Origin of the sequence: Blautia luti, assembly GCF_033096465.1 — a bacterium.
GTDB classification, from domain to species: domain Bacteria; phylum Bacillota; class Clostridia; order Lachnospirales; family Lachnospiraceae; genus Blautia_A; species Blautia_A luti.
The window spans coordinates 2,618,013-2,637,558 of the sequence record NZ_AP028156.1 but is presented as its reverse complement, the minus strand read 5'-3'; the positions used below and the strand labels follow the sequence as shown (position 1 = coordinate 2,637,558).

21 protein-coding genes are annotated in these 19,546 nt (G+C 45.9%); all 21 read left to right on the top strand.

Translation table 11 applies throughout. The features are described from left to right. Positions 1–103: 103 nt before the first annotated feature. The 21 genes from R8695_RS12190 (at position 104) to R8695_RS12090 (ending at position 19,535) form a co-directional block, all read left to right on the top strand. Entirely contained in the window at positions 104–1,819 is a 1,716-nt protein-coding gene (locus tag R8695_RS12190; RefSeq protein ID WP_118508382.1) for an acetyl-CoA carboxylase carboxyltransferase subunit alpha, read from the top strand. 166 nt (positions 1,820–1,985) lie between these two features. Continuing rightward, positions 1,986–3,437 (top strand): glutamate--tRNA ligase, encoded by a 1,452-nt coding sequence (gltX, locus tag R8695_RS12185; RefSeq protein ID WP_154780234.1) that lies wholly within the window; start codon positions 1,986–1,988, stop codon positions 3,435–3,437. Between the two features lie 2 nt (positions 3,438–3,439). Next, positions 3,440–5,266: an ATP-dependent helicase gene (locus R8695_RS12180; protein WP_154780235.1), complete on the top strand. Its 1,827-nt coding sequence runs from the start codon at positions 3,440–3,442 to the stop codon at positions 5,264–5,266. Next, positions 5,263–5,814: a 4'-phosphopantetheinyl transferase family protein gene (locus R8695_RS12175; RefSeq protein ID WP_154780236.1), complete on the top strand. Its 552-nt coding sequence runs from the start codon at positions 5,263–5,265 to the stop codon at positions 5,812–5,814. The genes R8695_RS12180 and R8695_RS12175 overlap by 4 nt, the downstream gene beginning before the upstream one ends. A 3-nt stretch (positions 5,815–5,817) precedes the next feature. Continuing rightward, on the top strand, positions 5,818–6,963 hold the full coding sequence (locus R8695_RS12170; protein ID WP_154780237.1) for a hypothetical protein: 1,146 nt from the start codon (positions 5,818–5,820) through the stop codon (positions 6,961–6,963). 7 nt (positions 6,964–6,970) lie between these two features. Next, positions 6,971–7,936, top strand: coding sequence for a stage III sporulation protein AA (gene spoIIIAA, locus R8695_RS12165; protein ID WP_182437279.1), 966 nt, complete (start codon positions 6,971–6,973; stop codon positions 7,934–7,936). Further along, positions 7,921–8,439, top strand: a complete 519-nt coding sequence (locus R8695_RS12160; RefSeq protein WP_154780238.1) for a stage III sporulation protein AB — start codon at positions 7,921–7,923, stop codon at positions 8,437–8,439. Before spoIIIAA ends, R8695_RS12160 begins: the two co-directional genes overlap by 16 nt. Before the next feature lie 19 nt (positions 8,440–8,458). Next, positions 8,459–8,653 carry a stage III sporulation protein AC gene (gene spoIIIAC / locus R8695_RS12155; RefSeq protein ID WP_118508502.1) on the top strand — a complete coding sequence of 65 codons (195 nt, stop codon included), beginning with the start codon at positions 8,459–8,461 and terminating at the stop codon, positions 8,651–8,653. 20 nt (positions 8,654–8,673) lie between these two features. Beyond that, entirely contained in the window at positions 8,674–9,060 is a 387-nt protein-coding gene (locus R8695_RS12150; protein ID WP_118508503.1) for a SpoIIIAC/SpoIIIAD family protein, read from the top strand. Further along, complete coding sequence (locus R8695_RS12145; protein ID WP_154780239.1) at positions 9,057–10,235, top strand: stage III sporulation protein AE; 1,179 nt, start codon at positions 9,057–9,059, stop codon at positions 10,233–10,235. The genes R8695_RS12150 and R8695_RS12145 overlap by 4 nt, the downstream gene beginning before the upstream one ends. 18 nt (positions 10,236–10,253) lie before the next feature. Beyond that, on the top strand, positions 10,254–10,820 hold the full coding sequence (locus R8695_RS12140) for a stage III sporulation protein AF (protein WP_154780240.1): 567 nt from the start codon (positions 10,254–10,256) through the stop codon (positions 10,818–10,820). Continuing rightward, positions 10,804–11,121 (top strand): hypothetical protein, encoded by a 318-nt coding sequence (locus R8695_RS12135; RefSeq protein ID WP_243139507.1) that lies wholly within the window; start codon positions 10,804–10,806, stop codon positions 11,119–11,121. Before R8695_RS12140 ends, R8695_RS12135 begins: the two co-directional genes overlap by 17 nt. A gap of 10 nt (positions 11,122–11,131) precedes the next feature. Next, positions 11,132–11,869 carry a SpoIIIAH-like family protein gene (locus R8695_RS12130; RefSeq protein ID WP_118508389.1) on the top strand — a complete coding sequence of 246 codons (738 nt, stop codon included), beginning with the start codon at positions 11,132–11,134 and terminating at the stop codon, positions 11,867–11,869. Between the two features lie 148 nt (positions 11,870–12,017). Continuing rightward, on the top strand, positions 12,018–13,607 hold the full coding sequence (locus tag R8695_RS12125) for a peptide chain release factor 3 (RefSeq protein WP_118508390.1): 1,590 nt from the start codon (positions 12,018–12,020) through the stop codon (positions 13,605–13,607). A 79-nt stretch (positions 13,608–13,686) separates the two neighbouring features. After that, entirely contained in the window at positions 13,687–14,073 is a 387-nt protein-coding gene (locus tag R8695_RS12120) for an Asp23/Gls24 family envelope stress response protein (RefSeq protein WP_118508391.1), read from the top strand. 31 nt (positions 14,074–14,104) lie between these two features. Then, a complete protein-coding gene (gene nusB, locus R8695_RS12115; protein WP_154780241.1) occupies positions 14,105–14,527 on the top strand; it encodes a transcription antitermination factor NusB in 423 nt (140 codons plus the stop codon). Further along, on the top strand, positions 14,524–15,753 hold the full coding sequence (gene xseA / locus R8695_RS12110; protein WP_154780242.1) for an exodeoxyribonuclease VII large subunit: 1,230 nt from the start codon (positions 14,524–14,526) through the stop codon (positions 15,751–15,753). Before nusB ends, xseA begins: the two co-directional genes overlap by 4 nt. After that, the gene (gene xseB / locus R8695_RS12105) at positions 15,731–15,970 is read left to right on the top strand and encodes an exodeoxyribonuclease VII small subunit (RefSeq protein WP_118508394.1); all 240 of its coding nucleotides are present in this window, start codon (positions 15,731–15,733) and stop codon (positions 15,968–15,970) included. Before xseA ends, xseB begins: the two co-directional genes overlap by 23 nt. Further along, positions 15,954–16,841, top strand: a complete 888-nt coding sequence (locus R8695_RS12100; protein ID WP_167829757.1) for a polyprenyl synthetase family protein — start codon at positions 15,954–15,956, stop codon at positions 16,839–16,841. Before xseB ends, R8695_RS12100 begins: the two co-directional genes overlap by 17 nt. 13 nt (positions 16,842–16,854) lie before the next feature. Then, the gene (gene dxs / locus R8695_RS12095) at positions 16,855–18,726 is read left to right on the top strand and encodes a 1-deoxy-D-xylulose-5-phosphate synthase (RefSeq protein WP_154780244.1); all 1,872 of its coding nucleotides are present in this window, start codon (positions 16,855–16,857) and stop codon (positions 18,724–18,726) included. Then, positions 18,723–19,535 (top strand): TlyA family RNA methyltransferase, encoded by an 813-nt coding sequence (locus tag R8695_RS12090; RefSeq protein ID WP_154780245.1) that lies wholly within the window; start codon positions 18,723–18,725, stop codon positions 19,533–19,535. Before dxs ends, R8695_RS12090 begins: the two co-directional genes overlap by 4 nt. Positions 19,536–19,546: the final 11 nt, after the last annotated feature.

Genomic DNA, 19,546 nt, shown 5'->3' with positions numbered 1-19,546 from the left:
ATAAAATTATTTTTGAGAGAATAAGTTTGATTAATAGTTATTAACATTATTTTACTGTCTGAAAATAACATCAAATTGGGTTACATAAAGGAGCAGGATTTTAATGGCAGACTTGAAGAGATTTTTTAAGAAAACAGTTTCAGAAGAGCGGAACAAACAGTCCGCATCTGTTTCCGTACCTGAGGGATTATGGATCAAATGTCCAAAGTGCGGAGAAATGGTTTACAGAGAAGACGTAATGTCCAACGCCTATGTGTGCCCGAAATGCGGCGGATATTTCAGAATCAGCGCGAAACGACGCATCAAAATGATCGCAGACAAGGGAAGCTTTAAAGAGTGGTTCACAGGAATCGAAAACAGCAATCCTCTGGACTATCCGGATTACCCACAGAAAATCGAAGACTTGAAAGAGAAAACAAAGATGGATGAAGCCATCTTTATCGGAGAAGCTACAATCGGCGGCATCCGCACCGTACTCGGAGCTATGGACGCCAGATTCCTGATGGCATCGATGGGCTATGTAGTAGGAGAAAAAATCACCCGCTCATTCGAAGAAGCCACACGCCAGGGTCTCCCGGTCATCCTGTTCTGCTGCTCCGGCGGCGCCAGAATGCAGGAGGGAATCGTGTCATTGATGCAGATGGCAAAGACCTCCGCAGCCATCAAACGCCACTCCGAAGCAGGACTTCTCTACACATCCATCCTGACAGACCCGACTACTGGCGGCGTCACTGCAAGCTTTGCCATGCTTGGTGACATCATCCTTGCAGAACCAGGCTCCCTGATCGGATTCGCCGGCCCAAGAGTCATCGAACAGACCATAGGCCAGAAGCTCCCGGAAGGCTTCCAGAGACCTGAATTTCTTCTGGAACATGGTTTCCTCGACGGAATCGCAGAGAGAGGATCTATGCGTGATACCCTTTCTCTCATCCTGAAACTGCACGGCACCAGAGACCAGTACGAAGAATTCCCACAGGAAACCCCGGCAAGAGCATTCGACACCTTTGGCAAAAAGAAAAAACTAAAGAAACAAAAAAACCTTACCGCCTGGGATAGAGTCCAGATCGCCAGAAGCAGCGACCGTCCGTCTGCGGCAGAATACATTGAAACCATTTTTGACGACTTCATGGAACTTCACGGAGACAGAGGAGTCAGAGACGACAACGCCATCATCGGCGGCATTGCCACACTGGACGGACAACCTGTCACCGTGATCGGAATCCGAAAAGGACACACCACAAAAGAAAACATCAAATGCAACTTCGGAATGCCCTCACCCGAAGGCTATAAGAAGGCTCTTCGCCTGATGAAACAGGCAGAAAAATTCGGACGCGCAGTCATCGCATTTGTAGATACCCCGGGAGCATTCTGCGGACTCGAAGCAGAAGAACGGGGACAGGGAGAAGCCATCGCACGCAACCTTCTGGAAATGTCAGACCTGAAAGTACCGGTACTTTCAATCGTGATCGGTGAAGGCGGCAGCGGCGGTGCACTTGCATTGGCGGTCGGCAACGAAGTCTGGATGATGGAAAACGCAACCTACACCATCCTCTCACCGGAGGGATTCGCATCCATCCTCTGGAAAGACAGCAGGAAAGCGCCAGAAGCTGCAGAAGTTATGAAAGTAACGGCGGCACATCTGAAAGAACTGGGAATCATCGAACGCATCATACCAGAAGAATATCCTGCAAGTGAGGAAAACTTACCGGAAATCGCAGAGTATATGAAGATCAGAATGAAGCAGTTTCTGAATAAACAAGGTGGTAAGAGTGGTGAACAGATTGCGCAGGAAAGATATGAAAGGTTTCGCAGGATGTAGGTAGGAAATGCGTCCATTTCCATAAAAACCTCAAATTTTCCCCCAACCTGACTTGAAATACCCCCATCTCTGACGTATAATAAACCCGAAAGTAGAAAGACCACTGCTTTTAAGCAGGGTCTTTTTTTACAGATTGAATATATGAAAAATTCAGGAGTGAAAAGTTATGACCAAGATCAGAACAAGATTTGCACCAAGCCCTACAGGCAGAATGCATGTTGGAAACTTAAGAACAGCATTATACGCATACCTTATTACCAAACATGAAGGCGGGGACTTCATCCTCCGTATTGAAGATACAGACCAGGAACGCTACGTAGAAGGCGCCGTAGACATCATCTACCGCACCCTTGCCAAAACAGGACTCATCCACGACGAAGGCCCGGACAAAGACAAAGGATTCGGCCCATATGTACAGAGCGAACGTCAGGCACAGGGAATCTACCTGAAATACGCACAGCAGTTAGTAGAACAGGGAGATGCATACTACTGCTTCTGCAAGAAAGAAGAACTCGAAGGCATGAAACGCATCGTAGCAGGAAAAGAAATCTCCATCTACGACAAACGCTGTCTCAAACTCTCCAAAGAAGAAGTACAGCGCCGCCTTGATGCTGGAGAACCACACGTAATCCGCTTCAACATGCCGACAGAAGGAACCACAACATTCCACGACGTAATCTACGGAGACATCACAGTAAACAACGAAGAGCTGGAAGACCTGATTCTTATCAAATCTGACGGATACCCGACTTACAACTTCGCAAACGTAGTTGACGACCATTTAATGGAGATCACACACGTAGTAAGAGGCAACGAATACCTCTCCTCCGCTCCGAAATACAACCGTATCTACGAAGCATTCGGATGGGACATCCCGGTTTATGTACACTGTCCTCTGATCACAGACGAAACACACCAGAAACTCTCCAAACGAAGCGGACATTCCTCCTACGAAGACCTGCTTGATCAGGGATTTGTATCAGAAGCGATCGTTAACTATGTAGCACTTCTGGGATGGAGTCCTGCGGATAACAGAGAAATCTTCTCCCTGGATGAACTGGTACAGGCATTTGACTACCACCATATCAATAAATCACCGGCAGTCTTTGACATCGCCAAACTCCGCTGGATGAACGGCGAATATATTAAGAAAATGGATCCAGATGAATTCTATGAGAAAGCACTTCCATACATGAAAGAAGTTCTGAAGAAAGACTATAACTTCAAAAAAATCGCAGGAATGGTCCAGACCAGAATCGAAACATTCCCAGATATCCCGGCTCTGATCGATTTCTTTGAGAAAGTACCGGAATACGATTCCGCAATGTACTGCCACAAGAAGATGAAAACAAACGAAGAGACCTCTCTTGCAGTATTAAAAGAAGTACTTCCGGTACTGGAAGAGCAGGAAGATTATACAAATGATCCGTTATTTGAAACCTTAAGTGCATTCGTAAAAGAACATGGCTATAAGAACGGATACGTAATGTGGCCTCTGCGTACTGCTGTTTCTGGCAAGCAGATGACACCGGCCGGTGCTACCGAGATCATGGAGATCATCGGTAAAGACGAGACGATCAAACGTGTAAAGGCGGCTATTGAGAAATTAAGCAAATAAATATGAAGAGAAATCCATCTCAGCTCCGGGCGATCATCCACCTGTCGGGACCCATGATGGTCCTGGCAGGCCCAGGCTCGGGCAAAACTTCCGTTATTGTGGAGAGAACTGCATACATGATCAAAGAGGGGAAGATACCGGCTTCTTCTATTTTGGTTGTAACTTTTTCCAGAGCAGCGGCAATAGAGATGAAAGAACGTTTTTTGAAATTCGTGGATCAGGAACGAAGTGATGTAACTTTCGGAACCTTTCATGGAATTTTTTATGGGATTCTGAAAGCAGCTTACAATCTGAGTGCTGCCAATATTCTTTCAGAAGAAGAGAAATACAGTATTCTCAGGGAAATGACAGAACAATATGGCCAGGAAATGTCCCAGGAAGGAGACTTTCTGGAAGAAATCTCCAAGGAGATCAGCATTGTAAAAGGAAACTGTATCTCACTGGAACATTATTATGCTTCCTGCTGTTCAGACGAAGTTTTCCGTGAAATATTTACCGGGTACAAAAATGCACTGCGGGCAAGAAGAAAACTGGATTTTGACGATATGATCCTGAGCTGCTATGAACTTTTTGACAAACGGCCGGATATTTTAAATGGATGGAGAAAAAAGTTTGTACATATTCTGGTGGATGAATTTCAGGATATCAACAGTCTGCAGTACAAAATCCTGCGCATGCTGGCAGCTCCTGCAGATAATCTTTTTATTGTGGGGGACGACGACCAGTCCATTTATCATTTCCGGGGAGCCAGACCGGAGATCATGCTGAACTTCACCAGGGATTATCCGAAAGCACAGACCGTTCTGCTGGATGTAAACTATCGCTGCAGTGGCAGTATCCTGCGTACTGCCATGAAGGTAATCGGATGTAATTCCAGACGTTTTAAGAAAGCACTGACCACACCTAATGAAGAAGGAATGCCGGTGACCTGCAAGGCTTTCGAAAATCCCAGAGAAGAATATATCTGCGTAGTAGCAGCATTGAAAAAAAGACTGGAAAAAGGAGAAAATCTGGAAAACACAGCCATCCTTCTCCGGACAAACCAGGAGGGAGAGGGACTTGTCAATGCGCTGATGGAATATCAGGTGCCTTTTACCATGAAGGAACAGCTTCCCAATCTCTTCCGGCACTGGATCTGCAGAAATCTGCAGGCATATCTGCATATGGCAGCAGGAGACAGAAGCAGGAAGAACTTTCTGGAAATGATGAACAGGCCGAATCGATATATATCCAGAGATGCACTGCCGGATAAGCAGATCAGTTTTGACAGATTGAGAGAATACTATAAAGATAAAGACTGGATGTGTGACAGGATCACTACACTGGAAACACATCTGCGTATTCTGGGCACCCTTTCCCCTTTTGCTGCAATTAATTTCATAAGAAAGGGAATGGGATACGAAGAATACTTGCGCGAGTATGCACAGTATCGTAAAATAAAACCAGAGGAACTGCTTGAAACCCTGGACCGGATCCATGAAAGCACAAAAGGAATGAAAGATCTGGAACAATGGGAAAGATATATAGAAGAATATACAGAGAAACTCAATGAACAGGCACGGAAACAACAAAACCGTAAAGAAGGGGTAACGGTATCCACCCTTCATGCAGTGAAGGGACTGGAATTTGATATTGTATATATTCTGAATGTGAATGAAGGAAGTATTCCTTACAGGAAAGCAGTTCTGGAAGAAGCAGTAGAAGAAGAACGCAGATTGTTTTATGTAGGCATGACCCGTGCCAGGAAGAAGCTGGTGCTTGCCTATGTGAAACGCCAGTATGAGAAGGAACGGGAACCTTCCCGTTTCCTTGAGGAGACAGGTCTATGAAAAAAGGAGTCATCTATTATACCAGAGTACGGGAAGAATATGCAGGAGAACATCTGGATCATATGATCGCAGAGAAGCTTCTGGAAACTGGACTAAAGAAAGAATACGGGATCAATCTGAAACATGAACCCAGAGCAGAGGGGGAACACGGCAAGCCATTTCTTTCCTGGCGTCCGCAGATCCATTATAATGTCAGTCATTCAGGAAATTACGTAGTGTGTATCCTGGCAGACCAGGAGGTAGGAATCGATGTGCAGATCCACAAAAAAGCCAATTATGAACGGATGCTGGAACGTATGGTTTCACCGGCACAGCGCATAGAAATCCTGGAAGGAGAAGATCCCGAAAAGGAATTTTTCAGACAGTGGGTATTGAGAGAAGCCTATATCAAATGGACAGGAGAAGGCCTGTCCAGAGATATGAGGACGATTCCCATGAATGAGGGAACTTACGCACTCCTGGATCTGGATGAAGGCTACAGCGGGGCAGTATGGTCCATGCATCCCATGGAAATCATCTGGAGACTTGAAGATATAATACTTGGATAAGACATGAATAAACAGACGAAACGGGAAATACGATGGCTGGCGGTGAAGGTCCTGGTCATAGTGCTGGCGATTGGGCTGGCATTCTGGGGATATGCCTTTGTCTACAGAGGAAAAACGGAACCTCCTGCGAAATATCTGGTTACCAATCAGGATGCAGCAGTCTATTCTCTGAGGGGACAGATCCAGATGTTGTCTCAGAAGGAGGATTTGATCGCATTTGCTTTCGAAGACCGGAAAAAAGAAAAAGAATATGGAACCTATATCATTCCCGGGCTGAAATATACAAGAACTTTTCTTAATGCTCAGGGTAGTGAACAGGCAGTCTGTACATCCATGACCCCGCAGGGGCTGGCTGTAACAGATGAATATGTACTCATCAGTGCTTACTGTCATACCGCGAAACATAATTCCGTGATCTATGTAATCAACAAGGAAACGCATCGTTTTATAAAAGAGGTGGTTCTTCCGGGACTTCCCCATGTGGGTGGCCTTGCCTATGATCTGGATCATGATATGCTGTGGTATTCTTCCAATACCAACGGGATTGCCCAGGCTGTAAGCATAAAGATGCCGGTATTCAAAGATTACAGTTATGCAGATAATCGTATGCCTGTGCAGGTGAACCAGACCTGCAGTCTTTACGGGATCGTGAGAGATTCCTTTATGACTTTTTATAAGGGCTGCCTGTATGTAGGTTGTTTTAATAAATACACCGAGAGTTCCATAGCCAGATACGCAGTGGACGAAGAAGGAAATCTGGTGAATACTCTGGATGAAGAGCTTGGAATGAACTTTGAGATGGCAGTTCCTCTGGACTATTCTACAATTTCAGAACAGGCCCAGGGCATGGCTTTTTATAATGATAAGCTGCTGCTGTCCCATTCTTTCGGGATCCTGCCTTCAAGGGTAGTGTTCTATGAGCAGTCAGACAAACGACTGTATGTAAATGAAAATTCTGCGAAAACCTATCGCTTTCCGGAGATGATCGAGCAGATCGTGGTGGATGGGGATGACCTTTATGTTTTATTTGAATCCGGGGCCTATGCATACAGAGGATATGCCGGAAATGTGGTGGACCGTGTCCTGAAGCTGAATCTGCCGAAAATGGAAAGTTACGAAGAAGAGAAAACTCTTTTAAATATAGAATAAATATAGAATGTCCACATATATTAAGTGTAAAGAGGTGAGACACATAGAAGCGGAACAGATCGAAAACCTGTTTGCCGGAAATATCAGGCAGCTTTTAATGGAAGCGCAGCTGGATTATGATAAATTATATGAAATACGTCTCCGTGTAGGAAGACCACTGTTTCTGACTTATGACGGGGGAGAATGTTTTCTCCGTAGTCACGGTCAGACGCAGTATCTTGTTACAAGGGAGGATCTGAAAGAGACACTGGAGTATGTGACAGGATATTCCCTGTATGCATATGAGGATGAGATACGTCAGGGTTATATCAGCGTACAGGGAGGACACAGAGTCGGGGTAACAGGCAAAGTGCTCCTGGACAGGGGAAGGATCATGGGAATGAAATATATTTCCTGTATTAATGTAAGACTTGCCCACGAGATCCAGGGATGTGCAGATCAGGTAATGTCCTACATCCGTACAGAGAACTGGGTAGCGAATACGCTGATCATTTCTCCACCGAGATGTGGCAAGACCACCCTGCTTCGTGATATTATCCGCCAGCTCAGCAATGGCTGGGTAAATACTCCCGGGCTTACAGTGGGAGTGGTGGATGAGAGAAGTGAACTGGCAGGCTGCTACCAGGGAATTCCCCAGAATGACCTGGGAATGCGCACGGATATTCTGGACTGCTGTCCGAAATCAGAAGGAATGCAGATGCTGGTCCGTTCCATGTCGCCAGATGTGGTGGCTGTGGATGAACTGGGCTGCGAAGAGGATTTCAAGGCTGTGGAGTCGGTGATCCACTGTGGATGTAAACTGATCGCCACTGCTCATGGAAACTGTCTGGAAGATATCCTGGATCAGCCGTTTTTTTGTAAACTGATGGAAGAACGGATCTTTGAAAGGTATATCATCCTGGGAAAAAGCAGCCAGGCAGGAGAACTGGAAGGAATTCTGGATGAGAATGGAAGGGTATGCTTAAAACAATAGGGTTATGTGTAATGGTAATTTCAGGTGCCGGTTTCGGACTGGCTCTTTCCGGAGAGCTGTCCAGGAGAAAGAGGCATCTGGAAAAACTTTTACAGATGACGATCCTTTTAAAAGGAGAAATACGTTATGGAAATACATCTCTGTACGATGCCTTTACCGGTGCAGCCGGTAAACTGGATGGAAAGTACAGAGAATTTTTTTTAAATACAGCAGAAATGATGCAGACCCGTAAAGGGGAAAATTTTGGAGACCTTTTCCGCAGTTGTGCAGAAAAGACCTTTGGAACTGCAGGTCTTACACCTGAGGAAAGGGAGAAACTGTATTCCCTTGGAGACCGTCTGGGATATCTGGGAATGGACATGCAGCTGAAACAGTTGGAAATGCTGGAAAGGGAGCTGGAATATTCACTTGGAGAGCTGCAAAAAGAACTGCCGGAAAAAAAGAAACTCTGCAGAAGCCTGGGAATGCTTCTGGGAATCTTTCTGGCAGTTCTTGCAGCATGATAACCGTGGAGGGGAATTCATGGAGGTCAGTATTATTTTTAAAATTGCAGCTGTAGGGATCCTGGTCTCCGTTCTCTGCCAGGTGCTGAAGCACAGCGGGAGAGAAGAACAGGCATTTCTGGTAAGTCTTGCAGGACTTTTGATGGTACTGTTCTGGATCGTGCCTTATATATATGAACTTTTTGAAAGCATTCAGCAGCTCTTTGTATTATGAAGGCCGGAGGCAGAAGAATTATGGACATTGTAAAAATATCAATGATCGGCGTATGTGGCGTGATGCTTGGATTTATCCTGAAAGGCACCAGACCGGAGTATGCTTCTTTTATCTCCATGGCTGTGGGACTTCTGATCCTTGGACTGGCAGTGGGGAAAGTTTCTTATCTGTTTGAAACTCTGGAAAGACTGAGACAGAGTCTGCCTGTGGATGGAAGTTACATTACATCTCTGGTAAAGATCATAGGGATCACCTATATCGGGCAGTTTTCCTCAGCTATCTGCAAGGATGCGGGACATCAGGCCATCAGTGCCCAGATCGATCTTTTCTGCAAACTTTCTGTTATGGTGCTGAGTATGCCTGTGCTTCTGGCAATCCTGGATACCATATCGGAGTTTCTGGTATGAACAGGGGCATCAAAATTCTGGCAGTTTTTTTTCTGGCAGTCTGGCTTTGGGGGATAGGGACAGTCTGCTGTTATGGCAGCACAGAAAAGGGCCAGGACAAAGAACAGAATACAGACCAGACAGATCCGGAGGCAGCAGAGGGAATGCTGGAGGAAATAGAATTCGGGAAAATACAGAAGATGGTGGATGAGCTTCTGGGAGAACAGAGCTTTTCCCTGAAGGAAGCAGTTATAAATATGATAAACGGGGAGGAACCCATTTCAAAAGAAGCCGTACGGGGAGTTCTGTACAGCTTCTTTTTTTCAGGACTGAAAAATGAAAAAACGCTGTTTTTCCGTCTTCTGTTACTGGTTTTGCTGGCAGCAGTGCTGGACGGATTTGTGGATGTATTTGAAAACGGGCAGATTGGAGCAGTGAGCTTTTATGTTGTATATCTGGTGCTTTTCATGATGCTGATGGAGGCGTTTGGGCGTCTGAGCAGTACCCTTACTGTACGGCTGAACTGGCTGGGGGAATTTATGAAAACACTGGCACCGGCTTACTTTCTGGCTGTCAGTACAGCGAATGGAGTTTCTACGGCAGCTGTATTTTATGAAGGGGTATTGCTTCTGGTGTGGATGATCCAGTGGGTGCTGGTGAATTTCCTTCTGCCAGGGGTAAATCTGTGCATTCTTCTGAAAATGGTCAACTATTTATCAAAAGAAGAAATGCTCAGCAAAATGTCAGAGCTTCTGGAAGTGGTGATCAGCTGGGCATTAAAAACTTTGATCGGACTGGCAGTGGGGCTGCAGGTGGTGAAAAATCTGGTGGCGCCTGTGATGGATTCCCTGAAGCGGACCGCAGTAGGAAAAACAGCCGGTGCCATTCCGGGGATCGGAAATGCAGTAAACGCCATCACACAGCTGATCCTTACCAGTGCGGTTCTGGTAAGAAACAGCTTCGGCGCGGTAATCCTGGTGCTGATCGCGGCGGCAGGACTGCAGCCTCTGATCCATTACGGTGCTCTTTCTCTTTCCTATCGATTCCTGGCAGCCCTGGCGCAGCCTGTTTCAGATAAACGGATCGTAGGGGCGCTCAGCACAATGGGAGAAGGGTGTGCCTGGCTGCTGAAGCTTCTGCTTACTGCCCAGATTCTCTGCATGCTGGCATTTCTGGTGCTTATGGCCGGAGGATAAAGGAGAATAAGAGAGAAAATGAAAGAAGAGTTGTATCAATGGATCTGGAATCTGGCGGTTTTTTATATTCTTTTTACAGCGATCCTTCATCTGGCACCGGATGGAAAATATGAGAAATATGTCCGCTTTTTTATGGGACTTCTTCTGATCTTTATGATGAGTACTCCCGTTTTTGCACTGTTTGGAAAAGGACAGGAACTGGCAGAAAACTTTCAGCTGTTTTATGAAAAAGAGAACAGGCAGAAAGAGGAACAGGAACTGTATGCCCTGCAGAAAATCTGTCTCCAGAAAAGCTATCTTCTGGAGCTTCGCAAAAAAATCCGGGAATCTTTGCAGAATACTGGAATAGAAGTGCAGAGTGTGGAAGTAAATATAAAAGGGGAGAAAATACAGGCAGAGATCACCGTAAAGGAAGAACCTGCGCCGGAACAGAAAGGAAGGATTGCTGATGAACTCAGGGAAGAGTGTGGACTTGAAGAAGATGGATATACGATCCAGACTGCAGAACATGAAACCGGTACAATGGATCGTGCTGCTTCTGTTGGGACTTCTTCTGGCAGTAACAGCAATGCCGGTATCAGATAACAAGAGTGAAAACAGCATTTCCGGGTCTTCGTCCCAGACAGCAGAAAAATTGCAGCTGGAAGAAAAACTGGAAAATCTGCTGGGAAATGTGGAAGGCGTAGGACAGGTACAGGTAGTTCTGATGACAGAGGAAAAAAAGGAAATACAGGGCTTTTATGATTCAGGGATACAACAGGTGACCGGCGTTCTGGTTTGTGCCCAGGGAGGAGGAGATCCCGTAGTGGTACAGAACATTCAGGAAGCGGTAATGGCATTATTTCAGGTAGACGCACATAAAATTAAAATAATGAAAATGAAATGAGGAGAATAAGGTGAAGAAAATCATTAAAAAGAATCAAGTGATCATCACTTCCCTGGCAATTCTTATCGCAGTGGCAGGATATCTGAATTTCGCAGATGTGGATCTGGGGTTTAAGGATCAGGAAGCAAGTACAGACAGCAGCAGTATCCTGGAGGATGCAGGCTATGATCTGACAGACGAGACTGCCATGCTGGATGAAAACAATGCAGGGGACAGTCTGGGAACACAGGATACAGATACACCGGGGGAGGCAGTTCTGACTGGTTCCACAGGATTTGCTGCACAGGCAAAAGTCAGCCGGGAACAGGTGCGCTCCCAGAACAAGGCAGACCTGCAGGATATTATCAATAACTCAGAGATTGATGATGAAGAAAAACAGGAAGCCATACATACCATGGTTTCCATGACTGACCTGACTGAAAAAGAGGCAGCAGCAGAACTCCTGCTGGAAGCGAAGGGATTTCAGGATGTAGTGGTAAATCTTACAGGGGAAACTGCGGATGTGGTAGTTCCGGATGCGGAGCTTTCTGATGCACAGAGAGCCCAGATTGAAGACATTGTGAAACGGAAAACAGGTATTGCAGCTGAAAATATTGTGATCACTCCTCTGAAAGAGAGCCAGACAGCAGAGGAGGAAACACAGGATACAGCAGCACAGACAGAAACGGATGGGGATACTGCAGATACAGAAACCGCCGCTCAGCCCTACGAGGATACTACAGTAGATACCACGGATATTTATGACTGACATTTTCCCTTGACAGGCAGCCGGTGCATATACTAGAATAGGAATGCTGTAAAAAAATAACTGATGAAGAAAAAATATCAGAAATTGCCCCACAGAGCGCAGTTTGCGGATATTATAATAAAAAGATAGAAAGTACAGGAGGCCGAACGTGTCTAAGTATACGAATGAAATAGAAAAAAGAAGAACATTTGCCATTATTTCTCACCCGGATGCCGGTAAAACTACCCTGACTGAGAAATTCCTGCTGTATGGCGGTGCCATCAATCTTGCCGGAAGTGTAAAAGGCAAGGCAACTGCCCGCCATGCAGTATCTGACTGGATGGAGATCGAAAAAGAGAGAGGTATCTCTGTAACTTCATCTGTACTTCAGTTCCATTACGATGGATACTGCATTAACATTCTGGATACACCTGGACATCAGGATTTCTCCGAGGATACCTACCGTACCCTGATGGCTGCGGATTCTGCAGTTATGGTGATCGATGGTTCCAAGGGTGTAGAGGCACAGACACGTAAGCTGTTCAAGGTCTGCGTGATGCGTCATATCCCGATCTTTACCTTTATCAACAAAATGGACAGGGATGCCAATGATACCTTTGACCTTCTGGATGAGATCGAGAAGGAACTGGGAATCGCAACCTGCCCTGTAAACTGGCCCATTGGTTCCGGTAAGAAGTTTCGAGGTGTCTATGACCGTAATACAAAGAAGATCCTTACTTTCTCTGATACCCAGAAGGGAACGAAGGAAGGTATTATCGAGGAGATCCCGCTGAATGACAGTCGTGCAGATGAAGTGATGGATCCGGAACAGAAAGAGCAGCTTCTGGAAGAAATTGAACTTCTGGATGGAGCAAGTGCGGATTTCGACCAGGAACTGGTAAGCAAAGGGGAACTGACTCCTGTATTTTTCGGTTCTGCCCTGACGAACTTCGGTGTGGAAACTTTTCTGGAACATTTTCTGAAGATGACCACTTCTCCTCTTGCCAGAATGTCAGACGAGGGAGTGATCGATCCTATGGATGATGATTTCTCTGCATTTGTATTTAAGATCCAGGCAAATATGAACAAGGCACACAGAGACAGGATCGCGTTTATGAGGATCTGTTCCGGTAAGTTCGATGCGTCCCAGGAAGTATATCATGTGCAGGGAGATAAGAAGATGCGTCTCCTTCAGCCACAGCAGATGATGGCAGAGTCCCGTCATGTTGTAGATGAGGCATATGCAGGAGATATTATCGGTGTATTTGATCCGGGTATTTTTTCCATCGGTGATACCATCTGTGCACCGGGAAGGAAATTTGCTTTTGAGGGAATCCCCACTTTCGCACCTGAACATTTCGCCAGAGTGCGGCAGATCGATACCATGAAGAGAAAGCAGTTCGTAAAGGGGATCAACCAGATCGCACAGGAAGGCGCGATCCAGATCTTCCAGGAATTTAATACAGGTATGGAAGAAATCATTGTAGGTGTAGTTGGTGTACTGCAGTTTGATGTACTAAAATACCGCCTGGAAAATGAGTACAATGTGGATATTCGTCTGGAGACACTTCCATATGAGCATATCCGCTGGATTGCTAACAAAGAAGAAGTAAATGTTGAAAAGATCACAGGAACTTCAGACATGAAGAAGGTTACAGATCTCAAGGGAAATCCGCTGCTTCTGTTTGTAAATGCATGGAGTGTGGGTATGACAGAAGACAGAAATCCGGGCTTAATATTAACGGAATTCAGCAAATAACCCTTTTCATTTATCTGCCGGTTTGGTATAATATACAAAGATTATAATATAAGAACAGAATTTCTTAGGAGGTTTTTCCATGGCAGAGAAAAGAACAACATATAAAATACAGGATTTAGGCGGCATTGGTGAAGTTCAGATCGCTGATGAAGTGGTTGCTATCATTGCCGGACTTGCTGCTACAGAAGTAGATGGAGTTGCTTCCATGGCAGGTAATATTACCAATGAACTGGTAAGCAAGCTTGGAATGAAGAATCTTTCCAAGGGAGTAAAGGTTACTGTGCTGGAAGGTGTAGTAACAGTAGATCTGAATCTGAATATCGAATACGGAAAGAACATTCTGGAAACCAGCAAGAAGGTCCAGGAGAAGGTGAAATCATCCATCGAGAATATGACAGGTCTTGAGGTTGCGGATGTAAACATCCACATTGCCAGCGTAGATATGGAGAATGAAAAAGGAAAGTAACCCTTTCCTTTTTTGTGCTTGAGGAGGAATTATGCGAAGAAGAGAGCAGAGAGAACATATATTTAAGCTTCTGTTTATGACAGAATTTAATTCAGAAGAAGAGATGAGCGAACAGCTGTCTCTTTATTTTGACAGTCTGGAGGAGCTTTCAGAGAAAGACCAGGAGTATATGCGTGCCAAATATAACCACGTGCTGGAACACCTGGGAGAGATCGATACAATTTTAAATGAGACAAGTAAAGGCTGGAAGACGAAGAGAATGAGCCGCGTAGATCTTAACGCACTTCGTCTGGCTGTTTACGAACTGAAATTCGATGAGGATGTACCTACCGGTGTAGCCATCAATGAGGCAGTAGAACTTGCCAAGCGTTTCGGCGGCGATACTTCAGGATCTTTTGTAAACGGAATCCTTGGTAAGATCGCAAATAGTGAAAGTGAAGAGAAATCAGAATGAAAAATGCATATTCTGTAGGCCAGGTAAACCGCTATGTAAAAAATATGTTTACCCAGGATTTTTTTCTGCAGAAAATATATGTAAAGGGAGAAGTGTCCAATTGTAAATATCATACAAGCGGACACATATATTTTTCCCTGAAGGATGAGACCGGTACCTTAAGCTGTGTGATGTTTGCAGGACACAGGAGAGGGCTGGCTTTCTCCATGAAGAACGGAGATAAAGTGATCGTGGGTGGTTCTGTGGATGTGTATGAGCGGGACGGACGTTATCAGCTTTATGCCAGAGAAATCACTCTGGAGGGAGCCGGTGCACTGTATGAACGCTATCTGGCGCTGAAGCAGGAACTGGAAGAGATGGGGATGTTTGCGCAGGAATACAAACAGACTATTCCCCGGTTTATCAAGCGTCTGGGAGTAGTGACTGCACCTACGGGAGCAGCAGTTCAGGATATCAGAAATATTTCTCTCAGGAGAAATCCATATCTTCAGATCATCTTATATCCTGCCCTTGTACAGGGCGCAGGAGCAGCAGAGAGTATTGTGAAAGGAATCAGAATGCTGGATGCTGCAGGGGTTGATGTGATCATTGTGGGAAGAGGCGGCGGTTCCATTGAGGATCTGTGGGCATTTAATGAAGAGATAGTGGCGAGAGCCATTTTTGAATGCCGGACGCCGGTGATCTCCGCTGTGGGACATGAAACAGATTTTACAATTGCTGATTTTGTAGCGGATTTAAGAGCGCCTACACCATCTGCGGCAGCTGAGCTGGCTGTGGATGACTTTAGAAGCGTGGCAGAATCCGTTTTTCTATACAGACAGAGATTTTACCGTGCTATGAGTAATCAGCTAGATTCCGACAGGAATCGTCTGAAACAGCTTCAGATGCGTCTGGGATATTTAAGTCCCCAGAGCAGGCTGAGAGAACAGAGACAGCGTCTGGTAGATCTGGAGGATGCTGTTCGAGGCGGGATGGACAGGAAGATGAAAGGGTACAGACATGAGCTGGAACTTTATCTGGAACGTTTTGGCGGTCTGTCACCTTTGAGAAAGCTGAATCAGGGATTTGCCTATGTGGCAGATCAGAATAGAAAAACACTTACAAGTGTAGAACAGGTAAAAAACGGGGATACCATATATGTATCCGTAACAGATGGAACCATAGAAGCACAGGTATGCGGCACAGAAAAGGAGGACAGGATCCATGGGGAAGGACAGAAACAGTGAGCAGACATCTCAGGAGGAAACTCTGGAGGAGGTTTTTGCGCAGCTGGATGACCTGGCAGAGAAGCTGGAGGATAAAGAAACATCACTGGAAGATTCCTTTAATCTATATAAACAAGGTATGGAACTTCTGAAATTCTGCAGCGATAAACTGGATACTGTAGAGAAAAAGATGCTGCAGATGAATGAGGATGGGACGTTCAGTGAATTTTCAAGATGAATTAACAAAAAGAACCGATGAAATAGAAAAGGGAATCCGGGAGTTTCTTCCGAAAGAAGAAGGATTCGCGAAATCCATGGCACAGGCCATGAATTACAGCATGCTGGCAGGAGGCAAACGTCTCAGGCCTCTTCTGATGCAGGAAACTTACCGGCTGTTTGGCGGGAAAGAAAAGGTGATCAGGCCTTTTATGACAGGGATGGAGATGATCCATACCCACTCCCTGATCCATGATGACCTTCCTGCACTGGATAATGATGATTACAGAAGAGGAAGGCTGACTACCCACAAAGTCTATGGAGAGGCGATGGGTATACTAAGCGGTGTGGCTCTTTTGAACTATGCATATGAGACTATGCTGCTGGCATTTGAACGGACAGCATATCCGGAGAGAGTGATTCGTGGTCTCTCTGTAATGGCAGAGAAAACAGGGATCCACGGAATGCTGGGCGGTCAGAGTGTAGATGTGGAGAATGACGGAACCCCTCTTACCAAGGAAATGCTGGATTATATTTACAGGAATAAGACTTCAGCACTGATCGAAGCAGCTATGATGACAGGGGCCATCCTGGCAGGTGCTGATGAGAACTCTGTAGCCATAATAGAAGAGGCGGCTGGAAAGATCGGACTTGCATTCCAGATCCAGGATGATATCCTGGACGTGACCAGCACAGAGGAAGAACTTGGCAAGCCGGTTCACAGTGATGAGAAGAACAATAAGGTTACGTATGTAACACTTTTCGGCATAGAGGAGGCTTCCAGACAGGTGAAGGAGCTTTCTGAAGATGCTGTCAGTCTGCTGAAGGGACTGAACAAGAATAATGAATTTCTGTATTTACTGGTGGAAAAGCTGATAAATCGCAGAAAATAAAGGAAGGATACGAATGATTCTGGAAAAAATCATAAAGCCCAATGATATCCATAACATACCATTGGCAGATTTCGGGCTTCTGGCAGAGGAGATCAGAGAGTTTCTGATCCAGGCTGTAAGCCGTACAGGAGGACATCTGGCTTCGAACCTTGGGGTGGTGGAGCTGACCCTCGCTTTGCATAATGTGCTGGATTTTCCGGAAGATAAACTGATCTGGGATGTGGGTCACCAGGCATATACCCACAAGATCCTGACCGGAAGGAAAGATGAATTTGAAAATCTTCGTCAGGAAGGCGGTTTAAGCGGATTTCCCAAAAGATGCGAAAGTGACTGTGATGCCTTTGATGCAGGACACAGTTCTAACTCTATTTCTGCAGGGCTTGGCTATGCCCGGGCCAGGGATATCCTGGGACAGAAGCATCATGTAGTGTCTGTGATCGGTGACGGTGCCCTGACAGGGGGCATGGCATATGAGGCGCTGAATAATGCGGCTGAGCTGAAAACCAATTTTATCATAATCATTAATGACAATAATATGTCTATTTCCAGAAATGTAGGAGGAATGTCCACATATCTGAGTGCGCTCAGAACAGCAGAAGCCTATACAGGAATGAAACTGGGCGTGACGAAGACACTGAAAAAAGTTCCAAAAATAGGAACTGCCATGGTAGATACCATGCGCAGGACCAAGAGCAGCATCAAGCAGCTGATTATTCCGGGAATGCTTTTTGAGAATATGGGGCTGACTTATCTGGGCCCTGTGGACGGTCACAATATGCGTCAGATGATGAAGCTTTTTAATGAGGCGAAGCGCGTGGAGGGCCCAGTGATCGTTCATGTTCTTACGAAGAAAGGAAAAGGATATGGCCCTGCAAGCGCACATCCTGACCGTTTTCATGGAACAGGTCCTTTTGATATAAGAACCGGGAAACCGTTGGAAAAGAAAGTCTGTCCGGGATATACGGATATCTTTTCCAGAAAGCTGGCAGCTCTTGGAGAGCAAAATAAAAAGCTGACGGCTATCACTGCGGCAATGCCGGACGGAACCGGGCTGGTGGAGTTTTCCAGGAAGTTCCCGGAACGTTTCTTTGATGTGGGAATTGCAGAAGAACATGCGGTAAGTTTCGCAGCAGGACTGGCTCTGGGTGGATTGGTTCCTGTTGTGGCGATTTATTCTTCTTTCCTGCAGAGAGCGGTAGACCAGATGCTTCATGATGTATGTATGCAGAAGCTTCATGTGATCTTTGCCATAGACAGGGCAGGTCTGGTGGGGGCAGATGGTGAGACACATCAGGGATGTTTTGATCTTTCCTATCTTTCCATGATGCCGAATATGACAGTGCTTGCACCGAAGAATGACAGGGAACTGGAGGATATGCTGGAATTTGCCGTGGCTTGGAACGGACCGGTGGCGATCCGTTATCCCAGAGGCAGTGCATATCAGGGTCTTCATGAACATCGTGCACCAGTGGAGTATGGCAGAAGCGAGATCCTGACCACAGGAAAGGAGATCGCGATCCTGGGAGTAGGAAGTATGATCCCGTCCTGCGAAGAAGTCTGCAGGGGACTTAGGGAAGACGGATATGAGCCTACTCTGGTAAATGCCCGGTTTGTCAAACCACTGGATGTAGAACTTCTGGATCAGCTGGCGAAAGACCACAGTCTTTTTGTCACTGTGGAAGAGAATGTAAAAAGCGGTGGATACGGAGAACATATTGCCGCGTATATGGAAGCCTGTCATCCGGAAGTACGGGTGCTGACTGCCACTGTGTGGGATCAGTTTGTGCCACAGGGTAAGGTGGACAGCCTCCGGGCAAGGATTGGTCTAGGAGTGGAGGACATCCGTCGGGCAATAGAGAACAGTGAGGTTTTGAAGAAAAAATGAAAAAACGATTGGATATGCTGATGATGGAACGTGCCCTTGCTCCTTCCAGGGAGAAGGCGAAAGCGTACATCATGGCAGGAGATGTATATGTGGATGGTCAGAAAGAGGACAAGGCAGGAACCATGTTCCCTGAGACTGTAAAAATAGAAGTAAGAGGCAACACACTTCCCTATGTAAGCAGGGGAGGACTGAAACTTGAGAAAGCCATGAAGAATTTCGATGTGACTCTGAAAGACAAGGTCTGCATGGATGTAGGAGCTTCCACCGGTGGATTTACAGACTGCATGCTCCAGAACGGGGCTGTAAAAGTATATTCCATTGATGTAGGATACGGACAGCTTGACTGGAAACTGCGTAATGATCCCAGGGTAGTCTGTATGGAAAAAACCAATATCCGCTATGTAGTGCCGGAAGATCTGGAAGGTCCTGCGGACTTTTCTTCCATTGACGTTTCCTTTATTTCTCTGACTAAAGTACTGCTTCCTGTAAGGAATCTTCTTACAGAAGAAGGTGAGATCGTGTGTCTGATCAAGCCACAGTTTGAAGCAGGGAGAGAGAAAGTGGGAAAGAAAGGCGTAGTCCGTGATCCGGCAGTGCATCAGGAAGTGATCGAGAAGGTTCGGGATTATGCCATGAGTATTTCCATGGAACCATGCCATCTGTCCTTTTCCCCTATCAAAGGGCCGGAAGGAAATATTGAGTACCTTCTTCATCTGAAGAAACATCCGGAAGGAAGCCAGGTATCGGACAGCCTTCAGGTGTCTGTGGAAGAGGTTGTTTCACAGGCCCACGGACAGCTGGATAAATAAGTCTTTAGGAA